Annotated in this window: 18 protein-coding genes; 7 read left to right on the top strand and 11 right to left on the bottom strand. The window is 73.4% G+C overall.

Going from position 1 to position 24,970, the window contains the following annotated elements; genetic code table 11:
• The first annotated feature begins 29 nt into the window (after positions 1-29).
• Complete coding sequence (locus ACGFZP_RS30250; protein ID WP_392939119.1) at positions 30-938, top strand: aldo/keto reductase; 909 nt, start codon at positions 30-32, stop codon at positions 936-938.
• A gap of 58 nt (positions 939-996) precedes the next feature.
• Positions 997-1,464 (top strand): TetR/AcrR family transcriptional regulator, encoded by a 468-nt coding sequence (locus tag ACGFZP_RS30245; protein ID WP_392939117.1) that lies wholly within the window; start codon positions 997-999, stop codon positions 1,462-1,464.
• 137 nt (positions 1,465-1,601) lie between these two features.
• Here ACGFZP_RS30245 and ACGFZP_RS30240 read toward each other — a convergent pair whose 3' ends face one another.
• Positions 1,602-2,417, bottom strand: coding sequence for a helix-turn-helix domain-containing protein (locus tag ACGFZP_RS30240; RefSeq protein WP_392939115.1), 816 nt, complete (start codon positions 2,415-2,417; stop codon positions 1,602-1,604).
• 234 nt (positions 2,418-2,651) lie between these two features.
• Between ACGFZP_RS30240 and ACGFZP_RS30235 the strand changes: the two genes are divergently transcribed.
• The gene (locus tag ACGFZP_RS30235; protein WP_392939114.1) at positions 2,652-3,671 is read left to right on the top strand and encodes an MBL fold metallo-hydrolase; all 1,020 of its coding nucleotides are present in this window, start codon (positions 2,652-2,654) and stop codon (positions 3,669-3,671) included.
• Between the two features lie 49 nt (positions 3,672-3,720).
• Here ACGFZP_RS30235 and ACGFZP_RS30230 read toward each other — a convergent pair whose 3' ends face one another.
• The 7 genes from ACGFZP_RS30230 to ACGFZP_RS30200 form a co-directional block, all read right to left on the bottom strand.
• Positions 3,721-5,388 (bottom strand): phospholipase D-like domain-containing protein, encoded by a 1,668-nt coding sequence (locus ACGFZP_RS30230; protein WP_392939112.1) that lies wholly within the window; start codon positions 5,386-5,388, stop codon positions 3,721-3,723.
• Between the two features lie 230 nt (positions 5,389-5,618).
• The gene (locus ACGFZP_RS30225) at positions 5,619-7,238 is read right to left on the bottom strand and encodes an alpha/beta fold hydrolase (RefSeq protein ID WP_392939110.1); all 1,620 of its coding nucleotides are present in this window, start codon (positions 7,236-7,238) and stop codon (positions 5,619-5,621) included.
• A 516-nt stretch (positions 7,239-7,754) separates the two neighbouring features.
• Positions 7,755-9,482: a peptide-N4-asparagine amidase gene (locus tag ACGFZP_RS30220; RefSeq protein WP_392939108.1), complete on the bottom strand. Its 1,728-nt coding sequence runs from the start codon at positions 9,480-9,482 to the stop codon at positions 7,755-7,757.
• Positions 9,483-9,593: 111 nt separating this feature from the next.
• Positions 9,594-10,841, bottom strand: coding sequence for an MFS transporter (locus ACGFZP_RS30215; protein ID WP_392939107.1), 1,248 nt, complete (start codon positions 10,839-10,841; stop codon positions 9,594-9,596).
• Between the two features lie 171 nt (positions 10,842-11,012).
• Positions 11,013-12,851: a protein kinase gene (locus ACGFZP_RS30210; RefSeq protein ID WP_392939105.1), complete on the bottom strand. Its 1,839-nt coding sequence runs from the start codon at positions 12,849-12,851 to the stop codon at positions 11,013-11,015.
• Between the two features lie 84 nt (positions 12,852-12,935).
• Positions 12,936-13,559: a 2'-5' RNA ligase family protein gene (locus ACGFZP_RS30205; RefSeq protein ID WP_392939103.1), complete on the bottom strand. Its 624-nt coding sequence runs from the start codon at positions 13,557-13,559 to the stop codon at positions 12,936-12,938.
• 32 nt (positions 13,560-13,591) lie between these two features.
• The gene (locus tag ACGFZP_RS30200) at positions 13,592-14,140 is read right to left on the bottom strand and encodes a cupin domain-containing protein (RefSeq protein ID WP_392939101.1); all 549 of its coding nucleotides are present in this window, start codon (positions 14,138-14,140) and stop codon (positions 13,592-13,594) included.
• 214 nt (positions 14,141-14,354) lie between these two features.
• Between ACGFZP_RS30200 and ACGFZP_RS30195 the strand changes: the two genes are divergently transcribed.
• The 3 genes from ACGFZP_RS30195 to ACGFZP_RS30185 all read left to right on the top strand — a co-directional run bounded on the left by ACGFZP_RS30195 (position 14,355) and on the right by ACGFZP_RS30185 (position 18,467).
• Positions 14,355-15,260, top strand: a complete 906-nt coding sequence (locus ACGFZP_RS30195; protein ID WP_392939100.1) for a LysR family transcriptional regulator — start codon at positions 14,355-14,357, stop codon at positions 15,258-15,260.
• A gap of 222 nt (positions 15,261-15,482) precedes the next feature.
• Complete coding sequence (locus ACGFZP_RS30190; RefSeq protein WP_392939098.1) at positions 15,483-17,921, top strand: xanthine dehydrogenase family protein molybdopterin-binding subunit; 2,439 nt, start codon at positions 15,483-15,485, stop codon at positions 17,919-17,921.
• 69 nt (positions 17,922-17,990) lie between these two features.
• Positions 17,991-18,467 carry a (2Fe-2S)-binding protein gene (locus tag ACGFZP_RS30185; RefSeq protein WP_392939096.1) on the top strand — a complete coding sequence of 159 codons (477 nt, stop codon included), beginning with the start codon at positions 17,991-17,993 and terminating at the stop codon, positions 18,465-18,467.
• Between the two features lie 61 nt (positions 18,468-18,528).
• Here ACGFZP_RS30185 and ACGFZP_RS30180 read toward each other — a convergent pair whose 3' ends face one another.
• A complete protein-coding gene (locus tag ACGFZP_RS30180) occupies positions 18,529-18,873 on the bottom strand; it encodes a RidA family protein (protein WP_392939094.1) in 345 nt (114 codons plus the stop codon).
• Between the two features lie 220 nt (positions 18,874-19,093).
• Between ACGFZP_RS30180 and ACGFZP_RS30175 the strand changes: the two genes are divergently transcribed.
• Positions 19,094-20,275, top strand: coding sequence for an alpha/beta hydrolase family protein (locus tag ACGFZP_RS30175; protein WP_392939092.1), 1,182 nt, complete (start codon positions 19,094-19,096; stop codon positions 20,273-20,275).
• A 221-nt stretch (positions 20,276-20,496) separates the two neighbouring features.
• Here the strand turns inward: ACGFZP_RS30175 and ACGFZP_RS30170 are convergent, their stop codons facing one another.
• Positions 20,497-23,604 carry an NACHT domain-containing protein gene (locus tag ACGFZP_RS30170; RefSeq protein ID WP_392939091.1) on the bottom strand — a complete coding sequence of 1,036 codons (3,108 nt, stop codon included), beginning with the start codon at positions 23,602-23,604 and terminating at the stop codon, positions 20,497-20,499.
• A gap of 551 nt (positions 23,605-24,155) precedes the next feature.
• Complete coding sequence (locus tag ACGFZP_RS30165; protein WP_392939089.1) at positions 24,156-24,752, bottom strand: TIGR03086 family metal-binding protein; 597 nt, start codon at positions 24,750-24,752, stop codon at positions 24,156-24,158.
• Positions 24,753-24,970: the final 218 nt, after the last annotated feature.

Here is a 24,970-nt window from a genome sequence, read left to right as displayed (position 1 = left end):
CCCCACCCGGCCTCGAAAGGCGGTCTGAGATGACCCTCCCCCTCCCCACCCGGCTGCCGCAGCGGACCGTCGGCGGTACCCCGGTCGGCGCGATCGGACTCGGCGCGATGCCGCTCTCGGTCGAGGGGCGCCCGGACGAGGAGGCCGCGCTCGGCACCCTCCACGCCGCGCTCGACGCCGGTGTCACGCTGCTCGACACCGCCGACTCCTACCACTGGCACGCCGACGAGGACGGTCACAACGAACGCCTGGTGGCCCGCGCGCTGGCCGCCCGGCCCGCCGCCGACCGCGCGGCCGTGCTGGTCGCCACCAAGGGCGGCCGCGGCCGGCCCGGCGACGGCTCCTGGACGGTCGACGGCCGGCCCGAGCACCTCCGGCAGGCCTGCGAGGGGTCGCTGCGCCGGCTCGGCGTCGAGGCGATCGACCTCTACCAGCTGCACAAGCCGGACCCGAGGGTGCCGTGGGCCGAGTCGGTGGGCGCCCTGCGCGAGCTGCTGGAGGCCGGGAAGATCCGCGCCGCGGGCGTCTCCAACGTCGACGAGGCACAGATCCTGACCGCCCGGGAGATCCTCGGCGCCGGCCTGGTCGCGGTGCAGAACCGCTTCTCCCCGGCCGTCCGCACCGCCGAGCCGGAGCTGAGGCTCTGCGAACGACTCGGCCTGGCCTTCCTGCCGTGGAGCCCGCTCGGCGGCCTGTCGCGCAGCGTCCTGGACGACCCGTCGGACACCGCCGCCGTCGGCACCGCGTTCCATCGGATCGCCGCCGAGCGCGGCGTGTCGCCCCAACAGGTCGGCCTGGCCTGGCTGCTGGCCCTGTCGCCGGTCGTCGTCCCGATCCCCGGCGCACGCCGCCCGGCCAGCATCCGGGACTCCGCCGCGGCCGCCGGGCTCACCCTCGACCCGGCCGAACTCGCGGCGCTCTCCGTACCGTTCGCCTGACCGGCCGCCCACGCACTGCGCCGAGGCCGCCCTGGCCCGCGACGGGGACGCCGCGTCGATGAGAGCCGTCGCGCAGGGGGCGGGCGTCGGCCTCGGCACGATCTACCGGCACCTCCCCACCCGGGAGGCACTCTACGAAGCGATTCTCCTCGACCGGATGCAGCGCCTGACCGAACGCGCGGCGGCCTTGCGCCAGGTGGAGGACGCAGGTGCCGCGTTCTTCGGCTTCTTCACCGAAATCGTCGACAACGCAAGCCGGATGAAGGCCATGGCCGATGCCCTCGCCGACGCCGGGATCGACGTCAAGGCAGGCCTGCCGGAGTCCGGCAGCGCCGTGCGGTCCGCCGTCGAGGCGCTTCTGATCCGCGCCCAGCAGGCGGGTGCGGTGCGCAACGACCTGCACATCCCCGAGGTGCTGGCCCTGCTCGGAGCCTCGTGCACGGCGGCGGAGCGCAACCGGTGGGAACCCGAGCTGCGGGACCGGGCTCTCGGAGTCGTGTTCGACGGCTGCCGTCCGCGCCACTGACTCGGCCTGGTGCCGTCGGCGAGCCGGCATCCCCGCCTACCGGCCCGGGTCCGTACTGCCGTCTCAGGGACCGGCGGCGCTGCACAGCGGGCCGCCCTCCCCGGGACGATCAACCCGCGGCACACCCTTCGGGTCGATTACGGGACCGCCCTCAGCAACGCCCGCAGCCTGCCCGGCGGCAGACCGGCAGCCCGGCGGACCACGTGCGTCATGTGCGCCTGGTCGGCGAAGCCCATCTCGTGGGCGAGCAGGCCGAGTTCCGCCTCGCCCTCGGTCAGCCGCTCCAGCACCCGGGTGACCCGCAGGCGGTTGCGGTAGCGGGCCAGGCCCTCACCGGTGGTGGCCCGGAAGACCCGGCTCAGGTGGTGCGGGGAGCAGCCGACGGCCCGGCCGAGCTCCGCCAGGCCGAGTCCGGGCTCGGCGGCCAGGGCCGCGCGGGCGCCGTCCACCAGCCGTCGGCGGGCGGCCGTCCGGACCGGCAGGCCGCTCGCGGCCCGTTCCGGGGCCAGCCCGGCCAGCACCCGGCCGACCAACCCCAGGGCGCGCTCGGCGAGTTCGAAGGCGTCCGCGTGCGCCCTGGCCCGGGCGGTGAGCAGCCGCTGCTCCAGCGCCAGTTCGGGGGTGGTGAACACCAGCCCCTGCGGCACCACCGGGTCGCCGCCCAGCAGGGAGGCCAGCTGCGGCTCGGAGAGCACGATCTCGGTGTAGGCGTCACCGCCGCACGGGTGCGCGAACTGCTGCTCGCAGCCCGGCCGTTCGACGTAGACGCTGGCCGGGTCGAGCAGCTGCTCGACTCCGTCGGCCCGCCCCCGGACGAGGCCCCGGCGCACCATGACCAGCCCGAAGACGGGGGCCGGGCGCAGCTCCGTCCAGCCGTGCGGCGGGTCCTGGCAGTGCACATCGGCGACGTAGAGGTCGTCACCGCTCAGCAGACAGCTGCGTTCGACCGGCATGGGCGCACCCTACCGCCGCCCGGCAGGGCTGTCGCCGCCTGCGCGCGGGTGCCACCGGCTGGGAGTCGCACGCCGGTTGGTGGATTCAGCCGCTTGCGCGGCTGGTCTCCGATCGCGCAAGAACCTACAAGCCGCGGACGTGCCGCCGACGCGAGCATGGTCGGACCGGCGCCCCGTACGGGGGACGGGGCGCCGGGTGTCCGACTCCGACCTCTCCCTCGCGAAGGAGCCCCGGTGAACCATCAGCACGCCCGACCCGGCCGACCCGGCCGCCGCCAGGTGCTGCGCGGTGCGGCCGCGGCCGCCGGCACGGCCTCCCTCTGGAGCCTCACCGGCCGCCCGGCCCGCGCGGACCAGGCCGGCGCGGACCGGGTCCACCCGGACCAGGCCGCCGCCGTGCCCGGGGGCCTGGTGGCGGCCCGGCAGCTCGGCCGGTTCGAGGTCCTGGCGCTGCTCGACGCCCACGGGCCCTTCCCCGGCACCCGCCAGGCGGCGTTCCCGACCGCCGGCGCGGCACACTGGCGGCGCGCCCGGGAGCTCGACCCGGCGGCCTTCGGGCCGGGCGAAACCTGGGAGTTGGACTTCCGCTGCTACGCCGTCCGCGGCCCGGGCGGCCGGGTCACCCTGGTGGACACCGGGGTCGGCCCGGCCGGGAGCCCCGCCTCCGGCTGGGCGCCGGTCCCGGGGCGGCTGCCGAAGGTGCTGGCCGCCGCCGGAATCGCCCCGGGCGACGTCACCACGGTGGTGCTGACCCATCTGCACGAGGACCACTACGGCTGGTCGGTGCTGCCCGACGGCACCCCGGTGTTCCCCAACGCCCGGTACCTCGTCCAGCGGGCCGAGGTCGCGGCGCTCGCCGAGACCAGGACGGCGATGACGTACGTGGTGGCGCCGCTGCGCCGGGCCGGGCTGCTGCGGGAGGTGGACGGCCGGCTCCGGCTGCCCGGTCCCGGGCCGGCCTGCGACGTGCTCACCCTGCTGCCAACCCCGGGCCACACCCCGGGGCACCAGTCGCTCCTGGTCGAGGGCGGCGGGCACCGGCTGGTGGTCACCGGGGACGTCCTGGTGCACGCCGTCCAACTGGCGGACCCGGCGGTGGCGTACGCCTACGAGCTGGACCCTGAGCTCGCCCGGCGCAGCCGCGAGGAGCTGCTGGCCGAGGCCCGCCGCACCCGCGCGGTGCTGGCCACCGCCCACCTCAACCAGCCGTTCGTCCGGCTCCCCGGCCCGCCGCCCGGCCAGGGCCGGGGGTGACCGGGCCCCGGTCCGACGTGACGGCAGACCGGGCCCGGCGTGGCGGCGGTCAGGCCCGGCAGCTGCCGGTGGCCCAGTCGACGGTGGCCGTGGCCTGGGAGTACTGCCACTCGGGGGCCAGCAGGTCGCGGTCCAGCCGGGCCGCGGCCGCCCGGTCCTCGACGATGTAGCCGAAGTCCTGGAGCCAGGCCGGGTAGAGGTTCTTCGAACCGATGTAGAAGGCCGAGCCGTCCACCGCGACCAGCTTGTGGTGCAGCGCGTAGGGGTGGCCGTCCGCCCAGGTCGCGGTCGGGGCGGCGCGGAAGGTGGCGAGCTGGAGGTTGCCGCACAGCGCCGCCGAGGCCTTCGCCGGGTCGCCGGTGAGGGCGGTCAGCCGGGCCCGCAGGACGTCGCTCACCTCGGAGAGGGACTTGATCTGCGAGTAGCCGCCGCTGCCGACGGCGCCGCGGTTGGCCGGGTCGCTGACCACGATGCGCACCTTGACGCCGGCCGCGAGCTTGGCGGCCAGCGCGTCGTACAGCCGGGCGTCGTAGCGGGGCAGCGGCGGGCAGGTGCCGTTCATGTCCTGCTGGGAGATCTCGATGTGGCTGCGGGCGCTCTGGACCAGGGCCCGCAGCGCGTTCTCCTCGGGGTTGACCGTCTCGTAGTTCCGGTCGGCGTTGGTGTTGTCGTGCAGGGTGAGCGGGCCGCAGCGGGTGTCGGAGGCGGCCGCGACCGGGCTCGGGCGGTAGGGCGAGGCGGGGTCCTCGGCCTTGATGCCGACGCCGAGGCCGCCGACGGCGAGGACCGGGACGGTGCCGGTGGCGGGCGGGGCGGCCGGGTTGAGCTCGCGTTCGATCGAGGGCCGGCAGGCGCCGCCGTCGGAGGAGGCGAACCAGGCGTTGTCGAACAGGCCGGTGTTCTGGCAGGTCCAGGCCCACAGGGTGTCCAGGTAGCGGCCGGCCGAGCCGGCGGCCGGGCCGGTCAGGGCGAGGTCGACGTCCGAGACGGGGTGCGCGGTGTCGAGGTAGTCGTCCTTCCACCCGTTGATGCCGCCGGCGATGACGCTGCGGCCGTCCACCACCACCAGCTTGGAGTGGTTCCAGGAGAACGCGGTGCGCGAGGTGGTCATCGAGGCGATGTTGAGGGTCACCGAGCCCGCGGCGGGGCCGAGCCTGGCGAGCAGCTCGTCGCGGTAGCGGGACGGCAGGATGTTGGCGTTGTAGATCGGCGCGGCGCCGACCAGGATGCGCACCTGGAGCCGGTGGCCTGCGGCGGCCGAGGCCTTCAGCCCGGCCGCCAGCGCGTCCTCGAAGCCGCCGTTGGGGAAGGGCGCGAGGGTGGAGACGTCGACGGTCCGGGTGGCGCCGGCGATGTCCGCCGTCATCCGGTCGAGCAGCGCGCGGGTGCCGGGCCGGTCGGCGCAGGCGGCGTCGCCCCAGCAGCCCGGGGTCTGCAGCAGCCAGCCGGCCCGGTCGCCGGCGGGGGTGTCGAGGCTGTTGCCCTCGGTGCGCTGCCAGACCGTGCCCTCCAGGCCCGGCGACACCTGGCGCAGGACGCTCTCGACCGCGTCGAGGTGCGGGGTCCCCTCGGTGCTCGCACCGCCGGAGCCGGTGGCCGGCGCGGGGTCCGCCTGCGCCGGGACGGCCGGGACGACGGCGAGCAGGGCGGAGGCGGCGGCGGTGGCCAGGGCGGACCGCAGGAGGCGGCCGGGACGGCGGGACCGGTGGAGGTGCACGTGATGTTCCTTCAGGAAGCGGCGGGCGGTTCACCCGTGGGACCCCCTGAGATTACCCAAAAGTAACATGGCGTCTAATCGGGACATGACAACAGGCCAGCTGTCCGGATTCGCACCCGCCGTTCGGCCCCCGCCTCCCGACGGGGTCGGCCCTGCGCACACGGCGGCGGAGGGGGAGCGACCGCGGGCCGCTCCCCCTCCGCCGTGGCATCACGCCGAGTGGGCCGGCGTCAGGCGACCGACGGGAAGATCTCGGCGTCGGGCCGCAGGAGCTGGCCGGACGCGGGCACCTTGCCGTCCACCAGGTACGAGGTGACCAGCGTGTTCAGCGCCTTGCTGCGGCCGATCGCGCAGTGCTCGATCGCGTCGACGCTGACCAGCACGGCGCTGCCCAGCTGCTGCTGCATGCGCTGGGCGAACTTGTACTGGGTGGCCGGGTCGTAGAGGTTGCCGATCACCAGGACGGGGTTCGCCGTCCGGCGGTTCCACGGGCCGGAGTACCGCTCGGCGTCACGCGCCGGGGCCGGCCAGCTCGCGCACGCGGGCGCGTCGAAGGCCTGGTACCGGCCGAAGGTCGGCGACTCCCGCTCCCAGGACTTGGCCACGTTCGCGAACACCCGGGTGTTCGACGGGTACGGCTTGTCCTGGCAGTTGACCCCGTAGTAGGAGTCGTCGGTGGTGTACGGGGTGTCGGCCGGGGCCTCCCGCAGCGCCGCCGGGACGGTCTGCGTCAGCACCTTCGCCGCGTCCACGGACGGCGCGGCCGCCAGCGAGGCGGTCCGCGGCTGGATCGCCTGGTCCAGCGCCTGGATCGACACGGCGAGCGGCGCCAGCCGGCTCTGCGCGTAGAGGGCGTTGGCGACCTGGCTGGTGAAGCTGCTCAGGGTGACCTGCGAGCCGTCCGGCAGGGTGACCGGGCTGGTGCGCAGGTGGTCGCGGATCGCGTCGAACCTGGCCCGGGTGTCGCCCTCGCCGAAGGCGCAGCGCGGGGCGCCGGCAGCCTGGCAGCGCTTCAGGAACTCGTCCAGGGCGATCTCGAACCCGTCCGCACGCTGCCGGTCGTACTCCAGGCCGTTGTGCAGCCGCAGTTGCGGGTCGACGTTGCCGTCGATGATCAGCGCGCGCACCTTGTCGGGGTACATGCCCGCGTAGGTGGCACCGATCAGCGTGCCGTAGGAGAACCCGGCGAAGTTGAGCTTGGCGTCACCGACGGCCCGGCGCATCCGGTCGAGGTCGCGGACCACGTTGATGGTCGACATGTGCTCGATCAGCGGGCCGGCGTTGCGGCTGCAGGCGTCGGTGTAGTCCTCGGTGGCGTCCAGCGTCTCGTCGACCTCCGCCCGGGTGACGGGCACCCCGGTCATCCGGCCGGTGATGGCGTCGGACTCCTCGGCGGTCTTGAAGCACCGGAGCGGGTTGCTCCGGGCGACCCCGCGCGGGTCGAAGCCGATCAGGTCGAAGCGGTCCTGCACCTGGGGGTCGAACCGGGCGGTGGTCGCCCACAGGTAGCCGCTGCCGCCCGGGCCGCCGGGGTTGAGGAACAGCGAGCCGATCCGCTTGGCCGGGTCGCCGGCCCGGCGGCGCATCATGGCGATGCCGATCTTCTCGCCCTTGGGGTGGTCGTAGTCGAGCGGCACCGGGTAGACGGCGCAGTCGTAGATCTTCGGGTCCGGCTTGGAGGGGTCGGGGTTGCAGGGCGTCCAGTTGACCGGGTCGACCTTCTCCGCGGCGGCCGCCGCGGCCACCCCGGGTGCCTGGTCCGTCGGCGCAGCCGACACCGCGCCGGCGGTGCCGGCGACGAGTGCGAGGGCACAGGCGGCCGCTGCTGCAAGTGTGGATATGCGGGACAAGGAATCTCCTCCGTTTCTACAGAATCGGGCCCAGCCTGGCAGTCCACGATCAGCAGGGGAAGACCTGGTACGCACCGAAGATCCTTTGGCTGAATACCGTGCCGGGAGCAGGATCTGGCGTGAATGGACCGAACCTGACGACAAATCGGCGCGACGGGGGTGAGGCGTTGCGCAGTACCGCGGGCGGTGCGGGTGACCACCGCCCGCGGCACGGGGGACGGTCCAGGGCGTGTGGAAGCTGATGCGGCGCAACAGCTGGCCGTGCCAGCAGCCGGTCCGCCGGGCGATCGAACGCGACGACGGGGCGATCGAGGTACGGAGGAAGCTGGGGGTACCCCCGCTTGCGGGGAGTGCGGCCGCTCTACCGGCCCGGGCTGGACGACGGAAAGGGCCGCCTTCGCCGATCCCGACCACCTCGTGCGCACAGTCGGACACGGCCTACGGAAGATCCAGTACCGGCCCCGGCTCATCGACGGCTGCCTGGCCGCAACCGGGCTGATCACCGACATCGCGAGTTCAGCCTGAGTAGCCCGCCGGCCAGCCGTCCACCATCGTGAGGCTGCGGTGGTAGGGCCCGTCGGGGCCGGTGCTGCGGTAGTCCTCGACCGAGCGTCCGGTGCGGACGGTGGCGTCGCCGTCGTGCCGGTGGGCGGAGGGGCTCAACGTGTGGTCCACCGTGGAGCGTTCGACGATCCGGGCGCCGACGGCGGTAGTGGCCTCCCGGTGGTAGCCGAGGTCCATGACCGTCCACTGGTCTCCCGCGCCTGCCGCGTCGCGGGCGACCCGGTAGTCCACGTCCAGCGGTGCGCCCTCGTGGACGGTCGCGGTGCGGCGCGGGCCGGCACCCGAGGTGACGGTCGTCCGGGTGAGGTCGGTGCGGTTGTGCAACGTCAGGTCGTTGCCCCCGTCCCGCAGTTGCTGCTCCGAGCGGAACGAGAGGTCGTCGCGGACCTCGGTGGTGATCCGCCCGTGCGAGGTCTGCACCCAGCCGCGGGCCAGGTCGTGCCGGCCGGCGGTGACGCACCAGTCCGCGCTGCCGGTGCCCCGGTCGGTGAGGGCGGTGCCGACGGCGGCCTCCGGGGCGACCCGGTGCTCGGTGAGCTGCCCGGTGGTGCGGGCGGCGCCGTGGTCGACCTCGGCGAAGAGGTTGACCTGGCCGGTCCAGACGTCGTTGCCCTGCGCCTCGGCGGCGTTGACGGCGATCCCCAGGGAGTGCGGGCGGCCGTCCAGCAGCAGCCCGACGTAGGGCGTGAGGTCCACCTGGTAGGCGGGCAGGTCGAAGGCGAAGATCCCCGGGGTCGGCCGCCAGAGCAGCGGGTCCCACCCGCCGGTGTAGATCACCGGGTACGGCCACACCGCGCCGGCCGTCCGCCCGTCGATGGTGAGCCGCAGCTCGCGGAACGGGCCCTTGCCGCAGGCCCCGAGGCCGGGGTTGGCGCGGACGAACTCGTCGGGCGCGGAGGCGTAGGCGAACTCCTCGCAGGCGCCGCCGCCGCGGGCGTACACCTCGGCGGTCAGCCGCTCCAGGTTCTGCGGGAGGGTGAGCTCCCGGGCGGCCGCGGGGGCGGCCTGGGTGAGCCCGAACGGGCCGGTGGTGAGCAGCCGGTCGGCGGTGTGCGCGGCGGGCCACCGCGCCGACGCGGTGTAGAAGGTCAGGCTCGCGGAGATCCGGAAGACGCCGGTGTAGGTGGCGTCGGTGACGTTCGCCAGGTCGAAGGAGAACGGCTGCGGGTCGCCGGTGAGCAGCGGGGCGTAGCGGGTGACGTCCCGTTCGACGGCCCACTCGATGCCGTCCGCGGAGGGCTCGGGGGTGGAGGAGAGCATCACCTGCACGCCCCCGATCCGGACGGAGAACAGCCGGTCGAACTGGCGCCCCGCCACCTGCCCGTGCAGGTCCAGCACGACCGCGGACCACGGTCCGGCGCACTCGGCGGGCGGGGTGACGGTGGCGGTGTACGGCGTGTCGGGCGGGTTGCCGTAGCCGTCGCGGAACGGCTGGTCGTGCATCACCTCGGCCCGGCAGGAGCGGGTGTCCGGCCGGTGCAGCGGTTTCACGGCCGTGACCGGGTCGTGGTAGTCGGTGCCGAAGTCGGCGTACGCGGGGCCGCCCGCGGCCAGGGCGCCGGCGAGGGCGAGAACGAGGGCGGCCAGTACGGCGGCGGCCCGGCGGAGCCGGCCCGGGCTGTGCGGGCGGATCGGAGCTCGGCGGACCGGAGCTCGGCGGATCGGCGGGTGAACGGCCAACGGGGTCCCTCTCCTCGGACCGGACGGGCGACCCGGGCATCCTCCCGGCCCTGGCATGACACCGTCAAGCACCCGGCCCGCCCCGAACCGGCGGCCCCTTACCGGCAGTTCTCAGACCGGCGACGGGACGGCGTGCGCCTCGGCGGCCGCCGGTGCGAACCGGGCGCGGTCCCGCTCCGCCCACCGGACCGCCGGACCCATCGCGCAGCCGGCCGCCAGGAAGAGCCCGCCGAGCAGCAGCCAGCCGGGCGCTCCCCAGTCCAGCAGCAGCGTCGTGAGCAGCAGCGGCCCCAGGGTGCGCGCCACCGCCACGCCCGTACCGAAGAAGCCCTGGTACTGGCCGGTCTGGTGGGCCGGGGCGAGGTCGAAGGCGATCTGCCAGGAGCCCGCGGACTGCTTCATCTCGCCGGCCACCTGGAGCGTCGCGGCCACCACGAGGAGCGTCGCCATGCCCCACAGCGGAAGGTCCGCGGCCGACAGCGCGAACACCGCGCAGGAGGCGAGCAGCAGCACACCGGCCTCGCGCACCGCCCGGGAGGCGGACCGCAGTCCGCTGACACCGCGGGCCGACCTGACCTGAAAGGCCATCACGGCACCGGTATTGAGCACGAACAGCGCCGAGCCCAGCCAGCCGAGCTCGCTCGACCGCGCCGCGATCCACAACGGGATCACCAGGCTGAGCAGCGGCATCCGCAGCAGCAACACCGTGTTGACCAGCGCCACGACGGCATACCGCCGGTCCGACAGGACCGCGAGCCTCGGCCCGCCGGCGGTCTGCCCGGCGGCCGGTGCGACCTCGGGCAGCCGCAGCAGGATCAGGCCGCAGGCCAGGAACCCCAGCGCGTCGACCGCGAAGACGGCCAGGAACCCGCCCCTCGTCCCGATGCTCAGCGCGATGCCGCCGAGGGCCGCACCGAGGGCCAGGCCCGCGTTGAGCGTCGACTGCAGCCGGGCCAGCACCTCCGTACGCTCCGACGGCGCGACGAGTCCGCCGATCAGCGCCTGGCGGGCGGCCGTGAGCCCCGACTGCGCGGTGGCGTACAGGCAGACGGCGATCAGGAACGGCCCGAAGGACCGGACCACCAGGAAGGTGGCGACGGCCGCCGCGGTGGCGAACGCCAGCAGCACCGCCGTGCCGCGCGGCCCGCGCCGGTCGGCGAGATGGCCGAGCGGCACACCCGCCAGCGAACCCACGGCCCAGGCCACCGCGAGCGCGACACCGAGCCGCGTCGCCGACATGCCCACGATGTGGGTGAAGTACAGCGCCGAGCAGGTGTAGTAGGCACCGTCACCGACGGCGCTGATCAACTGGGCGACGACCAGGGTCCGCTGTGGTCCGGCGGGCGGGACAAGACGCATGGGCACGGCACTCCTGGCTGAGGCGGCCCCCCGGCCGCTCGTTCACTCGACTCCGCCCAGACTAGGCGTCAAGTGGACCAGCCGACAGGGCCAGTCACAGCTCCTGACAGTGGGCCACTCCGCCCTCGGCCTGCACGGTCCACCCGCCGCACCGGGGCAGGTCGGGCCAGGTCAGGAACCGCGGGGGTAGCTCCGCTTCACCGTGCCCTTGGTGTCGACGGACAGGTAGCCGCCGCCGTAGGCGTCGGAGAGGTAGACCCTGATGGTGGGGGTGCCGTCGAGGATGTCCGGTCCGATGATGAGGTAACGGCTGGTCGGGTTGGGCACGTTCAGCGTGTCCTGGGCCTTCTTGAGCGCCCCCGGGATGATCTCCCAGTCGAAGCTCTGCAGGTCGGACATCTTGTCGCTGGAGCTCAGCGTGCCGCCCGGCGTGTGGGTGACCTTGCCGTCGCGGTAGCTGAGCCGGTCGTACAGCTTGGGGTCGGCGACCGTCGGCGCCTCGGCGCTCGCGTAGGTCGGGTAGACGGTGAGCTGCTTGATCCTGGTTCCGGACATCTGCGGACGCATCGCATCGATCGTGGCGCGGACCCCGGCCGGGGTCAGCAGGTCCGGCTGGGTGGCGGGCGGGGCCGCCGTCCGGTCGGCGGTGGAGGTCGTCGCGGCGGGCTCGGTCGGGACGGGTGCGGTGGAGGCGGGCGGCGCGCCGACGGTCGACGCCGGGCTCGCTCCGGGGTTCCCCGGGCCCGAGACACCGCCGGTTCCGGTGGTGGTGGTGCCGTCCCCGGGGCGGAGGTTCCAGGCGAGCACACCGGTCAGCGCGACCGCGACCACCGAGGCCGTGACCACCGCCGTCCGCCCGCCGCGACGGGCCGGGGCCGGGTACGTCGGCCGGGTGGGGTCGGTGGCGGCGGGCCCGCCGACCGCCGCGTCGACCGGACCGAAGCCGGGCGGTGGGAACGTCCCCGAGGCACCGGACGGCGGGAAGTGCCCCGGGACACCGGGGGGCGGGAACGTCCCCGAGGCGCCGGTCGGCCAGTGCTGGACGGGCCCGGGGGCGGCTGCTCCCGGGGTGGGCCACGGCGTGGGGGTCGACACCGGGGAGCCCGGCGAGCCCGGCGAGGCCTGCGAGGCCGACGGCCAGGGCGCCGCCGGACCCGGCACCGGGCCCGCACCGTACTCGGCCGCGGCCAGAGCGCGGTCGAGCTGCTCGGCGTCCGGGCGGGCGGCCGGGTCCCTGGCGAGCAGGGCGGACAGCAGCGGACCGAGCACCCCCGCGCACACCGGCGGCGGCAGCGGCTCGTCGAGCACGGCGGCGAGGGTGGCGAGCGTGGTGGCGCGGCGCAGCGGGTGGTGGCCCTCGACGGCGACGTACAGCATCATGCCGAGCGACCACAGGTCGGAGGACGGGCCGCCGTCGTGCCCGCGGATCCGCTCGGGGGCGATGTACTCGGGCGAGCCGATCAACGAGCCGGTGGCGGTGAGGGCGGTGGCGTCGTGCATGGCGGCGATGCCGAAGTCGGTGAGCACCGGTGTGCCGTCGGGCCGCAGCAGGACGTTGCCGGGCTTGACGTCGCGGTGCTGGATGCCGGCGGCGTGGGCGGCGCGCAGCGCGGCGAGCACTCCGCGGCCGATCATGGCCGCCTCGGGGACGGTGAGCGGCCCCTGGGCCAGCCGGTCGGCCAGGCTGCCGCCGCTGACCAGCTCCATCACCAGCCAGGGGTGGGGGTGTTCGGAGGTGTCGACGATGTGGTGGATGATCACCACGTTGGGGTGCTGGAGGCGGGCCAGCGACCGCGCCTCGCGCAGGACGCGCTCGCGCAGCTCCCGCGCACCGTCGGGGTTGGCGGCCGCGATCGCCGGGTCGAGCGGGCGGACCTCCTTGAGCGCCACCTCCCGGTGCAGGGCGTTGTCCCGGGCGCGCCACACCAGGCCCATGCCTCCGCCACCGAGCCGTTGCAGCAGTTCGAATCGGCCGTCGATGAGTCTTGCGTCCGACCCGTCAGCGTTCATGCCCGACATGGTAGGAGACGCCGCCGACACCTCCGCGCGCGGGAGCACTCCGGCGGGGCCGACCCCGTGGCGCCGTGGGCGGTCCTATTCCTCCAGGTCGGCGGGCGGGGGTGGCCACCGCAGTTCGCCCGTACCCAGAGCAACCGTCAACCGCACCCGCATCGGGCCCTCGCCCCGGCGGGACAGCACGACCAGCTCGTCGATCGGCGCCGAGGTGGCGCCGAGCCGCGCGGCGCATGCGGCGGCGAGCCCGCGCGGGTTGCGTGTCCGGCCGAGCGACAGGTGGGGGGTGAAACCGTCGGCCCGGCCCCGGCAGCGGGGGAAGCGCTCGACCAGTGCGTCGTACAGCGCCGCCCAGGGCGCCGGGCCGTCGGCCGCGGGGTCGAGCCAGACGGTGGCGTCGTGCCGGTGCCGGAAGCTGCGCACGCCCCGCAGGCGGGCGGTGAACGGCGCTCGCGAGGCCGCCGCGGCGGCCAGCAGCGGCGCGGCCGAGCCGAGCTCGGACTCGGGGACGAAGCCGAACAGCAGGTTCACGTGCGGCGGCCAGCGGCGGATCTGCGGGTCGTACTCCTGCCGGATCCCCTGGATCACCGGCCACAGCCCGGCCGGCGGGAGCCAGGCCACCGCCGTCCGGGGCGTCGGGGCGGCGTCCAGCACGCCCGGGAGGTCGTAGCGGCCCGGGAGGCCGTCGGTCGGATGGGCGTCCACCCCTCCATGGTCCCGCGCGCCGGCCGCCACCGTCAGCCGGCGTCGCGGGAGCGGGCCCGCTGCCAGGGCGCGGGGTGCGTGAAGTGCACGTCGTAGCGCTCCTGTTCGGCGAGCAGGCCGTCGAAGGTGCCCTGCCCGGCCGCGATCCGCCCGAGGTGGCGGAAGTAGCCGAAGCGCTCGACCGCGGGCGACATCACCACCAGCAGGTCGGCCGTGCTGCCCCGCGCCGCGCCGAACGCGTGCGGAAGTCCGGGCGGCACGACCAGCAGGTCGCCCGTGGCGGCGGTGGTCAGGCGGTCGCCGAGCAGGAACTCCGCCACACCGCCCAGCACGTAGAACAGCTCGGAGGACAGCGCGTGGTAGTGCGGCCTGGCGCCGTCGGCACCCTCCGCCAGGGTCAGGCGGTTCGCGCCGAACGCGCTGCCGCCGCCACCGCCGTCGCCACCGCCGTCGACGAGCAGGTGGAAGGCGCTGCCCGCGGCCAGCGCGACGAGCTCGGCGCCCGCCGCGCGGACGACTGCGGCCTCCCCGGGGTCGGGGCGGGTCGAGGGGGCGGTGTCAGGGGCGGGGTGGGACGGCATATCGGCAGTTCCTCAGGTGGTAGACGGCCAGGCGGGTCGGCGGGTAGCCAGGCCGGCGATCACGCCGCCCGGCGCCGGGACCCATTCGACCGCGGGAATACCGCCCGAACCAGCGCCGGTTGGCGATGGCACCGATCACCGATCGCGATGGATCGGCACGGCAGTGCGCCCGCCCCACCCGGCGGTCCCGCGCATCGGCGACGAAGGGGGTGCGGTGGAGCTGCGGCAGCTGGCCTACCTGGTGGCGGTGGCCGAGGAGGGCGGGTTCGGCCGCGCCGCCGAGCGGCTGAGCATCGTCCAGTCCGCGGTCAGCCAGCAGGTGCAGCGGCTGGAACGCGAGCTCGGGCTGGTCCTGTTCGACCGCTCGTCCCGGCGGGTCCGGCTGACGGCCGCCGGGGAGCGCCTGCTGCCCGAGGCCCGCGCCGTCCTCGCCGCGGCGGAGCAGACCCGCCGGGTGGCCGCCGAGATCACCGCCGGCGCCGAGGGCGTGCTGCGGCTGGGCGCCGTCCACGGCCCAGGGGACCGGCTCTACCGCGTGCTGGCCGAGCTGGCCGAACTCGCCCCTCGGCTGCGGGTCCGGCTCACCCGGGCCGCCCCGACGCAGCGCCTGGCGCTGGTCCGCTCCGGCGCGCTCGACGCCGCCTTCGTCCGAGGCCCGGCCGCCGCCCCCGGCCTGGACCTGCTCCCGCTGTGGAGCGACCCGCTGTACGCCGCGCTGCCCACCGCCCACCCGCTCGCCGGACCAGGCGACGGCGCCCCGCTGCGCCTGGCCCAACTCGCGGATCTCCCCCTGCGGTTGGCCCCCCATACGGACAACCCGCCGTTCCACGGGCTGGTCACCGCCGCCTGGCGCGCGGCGGGCCTGACCCCGCCACCGCCCGGGCCCCCGTTCACCACACTGCGCGAGACCCTCACCGAGATCGCGGACGACCCCCCGTCGTGGACGGTGTTCTACCAGGTCTCCGATCTGCCCCCGGTCCCCCGCGTCGCCTACCGCCCCCTCGCCGACCTCACCGTCACCACCTCCCTCGCCGTCCGCAGCGGCCCGCCTCCGCCCGCCGTGCGCCGGCTCCTCCAGGCCCTGCACCTCGTGAACTCCCCTGCACCGGGAAGGACTTGATCACTCCGTCACGCACCGAAAGTCACCGCGCGAGCACGCAGCGCAACCTTCGGCATGCGCGGCAGCTCGGCGGGGGCGGGCCGCCCCGTCGCGCGCCCCCCACCGTCCGTACCCGCCCCATCCGCGCCTCGTCCGGCGCTCCGGCGGCGCACGCACCGTGCTTCGAGCACCTGCCCGATCGCGCGCGAACCGGCCATGTTGACCCGTCAGTAGAGCCCTCCTATGCTCAACCGCGTTCGCGATCCGGCACCGGGGCCGGGGCCGCCCAGACCCGCCCGGCCGGAGCCGCCATCGGCTCGAAGGGCTTCTCCCATCAGCACCTCCATCGCACCCGGCGCCGGCGCGCCGGAAACCGCCGCACGGGACACCGCCGCCCGGGACACCAGCGCGCAGAACACCGGCGCGCCGGCACCCGCCGCGCGGGAGTCCGCCGATCCCGCCGCGGCCGGCGCACCCACCGGCCGCCGCCGCTTCCTCACCTACCTGCTCGCCGCCCCGACCCTCACCGTCGGCGCCCGGCTCGGCCTGGACGCCGTCGCACCCGCCACCGCCGCCGCCCAGCCGGCCGCCGTACGCGCCGAAGCACCCGCCGCCGCACCGCAGTTGCTCGGCCTGCCCGGCATTCCCGACATCGTCGACCTCGGCGACGCGCTGATCCTGGCCGGGCTGCCCACCGCGCACCTGCTGGTCCTGGAGATCACCACCGCCGGCCGGGCCGCGCTGTACCTCCCGCGCCTGGAGGTCGGCCAGGGCCTCACCACCACCATCGCGATGCTGGTCGCCGACGAACTCGACGCCCGCCTCGCCGACGTCGACGTCCCGCTCTCCGACGGCCGCCCGGACCTGCTGTTCAACCAGCTCACCGGCGCCTCCAACTCGGTGCGCTCGCTGTACGACCCGGTCCGCGCCGCGGCCGCCGCCGCCCGCGCCCGGCTGGTCACCGCCGCCGCCCGCCGCTGGGGGCTGCCCGCCGACACCCTGCGCACCGCCGACTCCGCCGTCCTCGCCCCGGACGGCCGACGGGCGGGCTACGGCGAACTCGCCGAGGCCGCCGCCGCCATCGCCGTCCCGGCCGTGCCGAGCACCCCCAAGACCCCTGACCAGCTGCGGCTGGTGGGCCGCCCGACCGGTCGGATCGACGCCCGCGACATCGTCACCGGACGCGCCAAGTACGCCGGCGATCTGGCCGTCCCGGGCGCCGTCCCGACCGTGGTCGCCCGCCCGACCACCATCAACGGCACCCTCAAGTCGCTGGACGCATCCGCCGCCCGCGCCATGCCCGGCGTGCTCGGCGTGGTCCGGATCCCCAGCGGCGTCGCGGTGCTCGCCGAGACCTTCGACCAGGCGCTGAAGGCCCGCGACGCACTGCAGACCTCGTGGAACCCCGGCCCGGTGGCCGCCCTCTCCGACGCCGACATCCGCCGCCAACTACGCGCCAGCCACCTGCCGTTCCTGGTCCCGCCGCTGCTCACCCAGTACGTGGACGGCGAGTTCGACTTCGCCTTCGTCAACCACGCGCCGATGGAGGTGCTGACGGCCGTCGCCGACGTCCGGCCGAACCGCGCCGAGATCTGGTTCGCCTCGCAGACCCCGATCGTCGCCCAGCAGGCCATCGCCGCCGAACTGGGCCTGCCCCAGGGCGCCGTGACCGTCCACGTGGTGCGCGGCGGCGGCTCGTTCGGACGCCGGCTGTTCTTCGACGCGGCGCTGGAGGCCGCGCAGATCTCCCGGGCGGCGGGCCGACCGGTCAAGCTGATGTGGACGCGCAACGACGACATGCGCCACGGCCGGATGCGCCCCGCCAGCCACCACCGGGTCCGTGCCACCTTCGCGCTCGGCCAGGTGCTCAGCTACGAGCACCGGGCCGCCACCGTGCAGACCGACTTCCGGCACGGCCTCGGCGAGGCGCTCACCGCCGCCGGATTCAGCCTGTCGGTGGCCGGGATCAGCCTCGCCCAGGCCTTCTTCCTGCTCAGCGAGAAGAACCCGTACAACGTCGGCATCGTCACCCAGCTGCTCTCCGAGCTGCCGTTGGAGATGCACACCGGCAGCTGGCGCTCGGTGTACTCGGGCACCGTCCGGGTCGCCGACGAGATCATGATGGACGAGATCGCCCGCCGCCTCGGCCAGGACCCGGTCGCCTTCCGCCGGGCCCGGATCCGCGACACCGGGGGCCGGGCCGTCCTGGACAAGGTCGCCCAGGCCGGCCGGTGGGGCCGACCGATGCCCGCCGGACAGGCCCAGGGCATCGGCTACCACGACGAGAACGGGGGCCGCACCGCCTACCTGGTCGAGCTCGACGCCACCGACCCCGCGCAGCCGCGCGTCACCAAGGCCGTGATCGCCGCCGACCTGGGCCGGGTGATCAACCCGCGCGGTCTGGAGGCCCAGCTGACCGGCGCGCTGATCGACGGCATCTCGGTGATCCTCCAGGCCGGCAACCACATCGACCACGGCGCCGTCCGCGAGGGCAGCTTCGCCGACTTCCGGTACGCCCACCAGCGCCACAGCCCGCCCTCGGTCGAGATCCACCTCATGCCGCCGAGCGGACCTCCCGGCGGCGCCGGGGAGTTGGGCGTCCCGGCGGCGTCGGCCGCGGTCGCCAACGCCTACGCGCGGGCGACCGGCACCAGCCCCCGCTCCTTCCCGATCGACTTCTGACCTCGCCCCCCGGACCCGGCACCCGGGCCCCGCACCCCAACCGACACCCCCGAAGGGCCCAGCCTCACCATGCCCAGCCACACCTTCGTCCTCAACGGGCAACCGGTCACCGTCGAGGCCCCGGACGACATGCCGCTGCTCTGGGTCCTGCGCGACAAGCTCGGCGTCACCGGCCCCAAGTACGGCTGCGGGGTGGGCGTCTGCCGCGCCTGCACCAGCCATCTGGACGGCGAGGAGTTCCAGCCCTGTACGCGGGCCGTCAAGGACTGCGCCGACCGCCGGGTCACCACCATCGAGGGCCTGGCCGACGGCGAGACGCTGCACCCCGTCCAGGAGGCCTGGCTGGAGTGCGACGTCGCCCAGTGCGGCTTCTGCCAACCCGGCCAGATCATGACGGCGGTCGCCCTGCTGCGCCGCACCCCGGCCCCCACCGACGCGGACATCGACCAGATCCAGAACATCTGCCGCTGCGGCACCTACCCCCGGATCCGCGAGGCGATCAAGAAGGCGGCCGCCCGGGGGGCCGTCCCGGGCGCGCCCGCGTAACGCCCCATCGGGGCCCGGACACCAGCTGCCGGTGTCCGGGCCGAGCGCGGCTCGCGACGGCTCAGACCGCGGCGGTCACGAGGATCTCGACGAGCACCTCGGGACGGTAGAGCCGGGCCTCCACGGTGGCGCGGGCGGGCGTGGCCCCGGCGGGCACCCAGGCGTCCCAGGCGAGGTTCATCTCCGCGAAGTCACCGATGTCCGCGAGGAAGATCTCCGCACGGAGCACCTTGCTCTTGTCGCTGCCGACCTCCGCCAGCAGCCGGTCGACGGCGGCCAGCACCTGCCGGGTCTGCCCCTCGACGTCCAGGTCGATGTCCGTGGCCACCTGGCCCGCCAGGTAAACGGTGCCGTTGTGCACCACGGCCTCGCTCATGCGCTTGCCCGAACCGAACCGCTGGATCATGGGGTCCTCCTGTAGATCGTCAAGGAGCGCCGATGGTAGCGGCGGCGCCGCACCGCCGTCGGCCGCGTCCACAGGATGGCCTCCGGCCCTGCACCGCCACCGGGGGGCAGCAGCAGGCCGGCCGTCCGATCCGGACCCGGGCAACCGGGACCCGTCCTGGCCATATTGGTCCAGTCCACCTAAGGTGATACTCCGTCAGGACGGCTGATCCCAGGGGTGGATGACGATGATCACACGCCGGTCACTGCTGGCACTCGCGGGGCTGGGCGGCGCCGCGCTCACCCTGCCCGGCGCACCCGCCTGGGCCACCGCCGCGGCCGCCCCCGCCCGGCCGCGCGTGATCGACCTACCGCCGCCCACCCTCCGGCGCCCGGTCGGCACGGTCTCGCTGCATCTGGTCGACCGCGCCCGCCAGGACCCGTTCGCCCCCATACCCGGCCCACGCGAGCTCATGGTCCAGCTCTGGTACCCGGCCCTCGGCACCGCCGGCCGCGCCCGCGCGCCCTACACCACCCCGCGGGTGGCCGCCGCCATCGACACCACCCTGCCGCTGGACCCGGGCACGATCGCCGCCGTCCGCCCGACCGCCCGCACCGGCGCGCCCGCCGCACCCGGCGCCCTACCGCTCCTACTGATGGGGCACGGCCGCAAGGGCGGCCGCAGCAACTGCACCGCGCTCGCCGAGGAGCTGGCCGCCCACGGCTACCTGGTCGCGGCGATCGACCACACCTACGACGCGACCGCCGTGGAGTTCCCCGACGGCCGCCTGGTACGCAGTGCGCTGCTCGACGACCCGGCGGACTGGGACGCCGCCGACCGCAAGGAGATCACCGCCAGGGTCGGCGATCTCCGCTTCGTGGCAACGGAGTTGACCGAAAACCGGACCGACGCGCACTCCGGCCTGCCCACCGCCGACCCCCGGCGGATCGGCGTCCTGGGCCACTCGATGGGCGGCGCGGCCGCCGCCGAGGCCGTCCGCCAGGACGACCGGTTCGCGGCCGGACTCGACCTGAACGGCGGCCTGTTCGGCTCACCGGTACCCGAACTCGGCCTGGACCGGCCCTTCCTGCTGCTCACCGCACTCCCCGACCACGACACCTGGCAGCACTGGCGCGAGCACCAGAACGCCTGGGGACGGCAGTTGAGGATGCGCGACGCCGGCCACCTCAGCTTCACCGACCTCCCGCACACCGCGGCCCCCGGCAACCTGGCCGGGCACATCCCGGCCGACGCCTACGCCGCCCTGCTCGGCACGATCACCCCGACCCGGGCCACCGAGCTGACCCGCGCCTACACCCGCGGCTACTTCGACCACGTCCTGCGCGGCCGCCCGGCCCCCCTGCTGAACAGCCCCTCCCCCCGCTTCCCCGAGATCGAGTTCCACTGGAGCCCCGACCGGTAGGACAAGGCTCGCCTGATTCGCCTTGGTGCGGAGCGCGGGCTCCCGCGGACGGACGGTCAAGCGCGGCCAATGCGGCTCCATACATCGGTCGAGCGCACCAACGCCTGGATCCACGGCTTCCGACGGCTGCGGCTCCGCCGGGAGGTCCGCGAAGACATCCACGAGCCCTTCCAGAAACTCGCCTGCTTCGTGGTCACCTACAGGCGAGTCCAGGAATTGTGTTAGCTTCTCAGGCCCGAGGCCCGAAGCATCTCCCCCGCTTCGAGACACCCACGTAGGGGGTTCGACCGCGCGCGATGCCGGCGGCGGGCGATGACAGCCGGCACGAAGATTCCACAAGCCAGGACGAAACCCAGAGCCACCATCGGTAGCCAACCGATCAGCTGGATCAGGGTCATCACGGCTATTGTCAGCAGAAACCCGCCCAGGCCAAAGAATAGCCCTGCGAAAATACCTGCCAGCCTGTCCTCCACCTTCCCCCAGGATGAAGGTATCACTGCGACGATCAGGAGGATGGCCAGCAGCAGGGCGAAGGCAGCCGCGGACAGACCCAGAGCCCACGGACGCAGCACATCGAGACCCCACGGGTGACTGTCAAGGGCGCTCGCCACCAATCGCGCCCCACCCAACCCCACCGCACCGGCCAGAACTACCAGGGAGAATCCCCGGGTGAGGTGCTCCAGCAATCGCGGTGCTGGAGGGTTGTCCCGTACGGCCTTCCAGGTGTCCCAGTTGACCGGCCGGTCCGGAGGCTGCCAGAGGTCGGCGTGCCCCCGGATGGTGAGGGCCGCCAGGAGGTGGGCCTGCACCGGCCACGGCAGCAGCTCGATGATGCGCCGGTAGACCTGCGGCACCATCAGAACCGTTAGGAGCCCGTCCCGCAGTGGCGCGAGCGCATCGGCACTCTCCGGCAAGGCGGCCTGTTCCGTGTGCAGCAGTTCCGGGGCGTAAATAGGCCTGGACAGACTGGGGAGCGCGGCAGCAGTCGCATAACGCTGGTGTCGCGGCAGGATTTGGTCCGCGGCTTGGCGGGTGAGTTCGTTCAGATTGTCCCACTCGTCGAACTCGAGGGAGCCGCGTGGCCAGCCAGTTGCGATCCCTATGGCGGCCACCGGAATACCTATCCGAAAGTCCAGTTGCCTAATACAGTCCGGAATCTCGGTGAAGCCCCAGTCGGGGAGGTCAGGGTGGGTGATGTGACCGGCGTCGAGTTGGTATCCGATCCGGGCTGCGACTGTTGGCAGGGGGGAATTAGCCGGTTCCCCGTTGGTGAACGGGTACCAGATTGCGGGATAGGTCTCGGTTGAGGAGGCTCTGGTGGGGCTGGCAAGTTGACGGAGGTCTTCCTCCACGTCTGGGCAGGTCAGCAGCGAAGCCAAGAGCCAGGCGGCATGACGGGCCGTTGACCCGTGATCGCTCCACAACAGCCCGGCCAGTTGCTCAGCCGCTGCTGGTGTGCCGACGACACCGAGCGAGTGCACCGCCCAGACCGCGCCGCCATGCGCGGCTTCGGCTAGCACGGGCACAGCGATCTCACCCATCGACTGAAGGGCGTCCCGGGCCTCGATGTCGGCGGGATTCTGTGCGCACTGCGCCATAGCCTCCGCAGCCTCCTGGCGTCCGGAAGCGGCGAGTGCAGCCAAGATGGCCAGCCGTTGCGGGGCTGATGCCTCGGCCACGGTCCGGATCAGGCGGTCACGTACCCGGCTCCCCCGCTGCCGACTGCTGGCTGCGAGCGCCCCCAAACCTTCTGCCACGGCACTCCCGTCGCCGTCGGCGCCCCCGAGACGATCGAAGAAGTAGGCCAGAATTTCCTCGGCCAGGCCTTCTGTGACATGGGTCGCATCGCCGAGGCATTGCAGGGCAAGGACTTTCTCCCGGAGCTCCGGGCCGGTGAATACCTCGCGAACGACGGGCGTACAGTCCATGATGGTTACTGCACACCACATCCTCACCGTCTCCCGCCAGACATCAGGAGCAGACCGGTAGTTGGCCATGAGCCTATCTGGCGATTTGAACAGTGCGGAGGCGGCAAAGTAATCCATCAGGGTGAGATGACTGAAAGTGTAGAAACGGCCGGCCTGGTCCAACGGCTTGATCAGCTCACTGCGTCTCACGATCTTGTCGAGCAACGGCCGCGCATGCTCTGGAGTGAGGTCGAAGCCTGGCAGCAGTCCCCTGATTACGTCTTCCAGCTCCTCTCTCGGAATCGCTTGCCAATCACCGTCTCGCGCCGCGGTTTCCATCCAGGTTCGGGCGGTTACCTGCAACACCATAAATTTCCGCTGCGCCGTGTACTGCCCGGGCGCCTCTCGCCCCAGTCGGCGGTCCCGGTCCAGCAAGTGAAATACCGCGGTTTCGTAGAACGCCGCCCTGGAATTCGGCAACGGGCCAACATTGTCGGGTCGGTCACCAGACTGCAGGTAGGCAATCATGGTCAGCATTAGCGGGCTGCGGGCGAGCCCCATGAGTTCCGGATCGGACTGCAAGGACTTGAAGATCCGCGCGGCATCCACCGGTGCGCCGATATCAGGCCACTTCCGCAGGAATCGGATCACGGATGCATCGTCGAATTCGGCGAGCCGCACCACCTGATCGAAGGACTCGTCGAGCTGGTCCCGATAGGCGGCGTTGCGACAGGTCACGATGATTTGGCAGTCGCTGTACTTGGCCGAGAAGTCCTGCAGAGTCCGCACGACGCGTCCCTGCTCTGCGTCGCCGACTTCGTCCAGGCCGTCGAAGAAGACCCGAATCCGCCCCTTGAGCAACCTCTGGTCAACCAGGTCGCCGGCGTGCCTCACTCGCGCAGTTTCAAAATCCCCGACAATGAGCTGCTCAAAGCTCTTGTCCGTTTCCTGATTACATCGGTGGAGATCCACCATGACCGGGATCTGCTCGTCGTTCTCCTCCTGAGCCCAGTGCACCATGGCGTTCTTCAGCAGAAGCGACTTCCCGGCGCCAGGCTCCCCGAGAAGAACGGACCGCCGCTGGAGCGATATCAGCTCATAGGCATCTCCCTGGCGGCCGGCGCTCGACCCGCGCAGGGGAACGTAAACCTCGCGAATATTGATGGGCTGCCCCTCGCTGCCCTCGCTGAACCCGAGTCTGTGCTTCGAGTACTTGTCGAGCACCAGTCTCCGATATCGACGCAGCTTTCGCCCGCCCATCGGCCTGACGCGAGAGACCATACGCGCGCTCGCAGCAGGAATCTTCGCGCCCACGGTCTTGCCGAACTCGGTTAAGGCTGCCTTGAGAAAGATGCCCAGGCCGATCGCGGCCAGGGAAACCCATAATGCAGGATAGAGATAATTGGACAGTTCGCTTGCCATCGAGGGCCTCCAAACCGCATGGATGGCACCCCATCACTCACCGTTGCACCCTGTCGTCGATTCGTGTCATCTAGATCCGATTTGACAACATCAGGATTTCATAGGTAGCCCGAATGTTCAACGCTACCCAGCAGGCCAGGACAGCTCTTATGACGATAAGCAGGCACGCCATCAGTGCGCCCACTGTCGCAATCGGCTACCGGGCGCCCTGGTTCTCCGCTGACAGCAAGGCCCGGCATTCACTAATCGGTCACCTTGCCGAGGGCCCTCCCCCGAGGGTGAGACGGTGACCAAGACCGACGACAGGCCATCGAGACGGACTTCGCCGCCGGTCGGTGCGGCGCTCCCACCGTGGCCGCGCACACCTCCAACGCCATGCGTACGCTACGGATGCTGCACCTTCTCGCCAACACCGGCGTCCCGATCGGCGACGGCCCCGCCCGTGTACGCCCACCGCACCCGGAGGCGCTGAAGCGGCGCCTGAGAAAGGTGCTTCCCCTGGCCTTCCAGGGGACGTGACGGCCAAGTACCACCGGCGGCCAGTCGGGCGGTCAGTGCCACGCCGGGTCGCGGCCGAAGAAGGCCGCCAACCGGTCATAGGGCGAGGCGCCCTCCGGGACGGACACCTCCGGGCCGAAGGCGTGGTTCTCCGCCTCCGCCCCCCGGTACTCGGGGCTGAGCGCACCGCGGCCCCAGGCGAGCGAAGTGAGCGCCGCCTCGTGGTCGAGCCCGTCGGTGGACTGACCGGTGGACCGCGCCAAGTCCCAGCCGTGGACGGCGAATTCGGCGATCTGCTGGTCCACGGGGAAGCGGGCGGGCAGCGTGCCGCCGCCGGGGAGCTCCAGCACCCCGCTCAGGTCCCCGGCCGCCCGCCAGGCGGCGACCAGCTCCTCGGCGCCGGCCTCGAAGCGGTGCAGCCAGTCGTCCTCCACGTCCTCGAAGGGCTGCGTCCAGTCGGGGTTGCCGCCGGTCGCCCGGAGGGTGAACTGCTTCAGGTCGAACAGCAGATGGCTGATCAGCCGGCCCACGTCCCAGGACCGGCAGGGCGTCGGGTGGGTGGCCAGCTCGACGCCCGTACCGTCGATCAGCCCGGCGGTCTGGGCGAGCACGCGGGCGAGCAGCTCGATCGGGTCTTCTGCGGCGGTCATGGTGCACCTCTCGGGTTCCGGGGCACGGCATCGGACCGGCCGATCGTAAGCACGGCCGCCGACGACCGGCCCGGCGCAACACCGCCGGACCGGTCCGAGCGTCACCTCCGGGCCGTCCGAGGGTGCCTCCGGAAGCACCCTCGAACGGCCAGGGAACCCGCGGTCGGCCCGGGAACCCGTAGACGGAAGCACCCGCGCCCGCAAGCCCCGGCCGCCGC

Source organism: Kitasatospora sp. NPDC048239 (assembly GCF_043202015.1).
In the GTDB taxonomy this organism is placed as follows: domain Bacteria; phylum Actinomycetota; class Actinomycetes; order Streptomycetales; family Streptomycetaceae; genus Kitasatospora.
The sequence above is the reverse complement of the archived record's forward strand: the minus strand, read 5'-3'. Positions and strand labels throughout refer to the sequence as shown.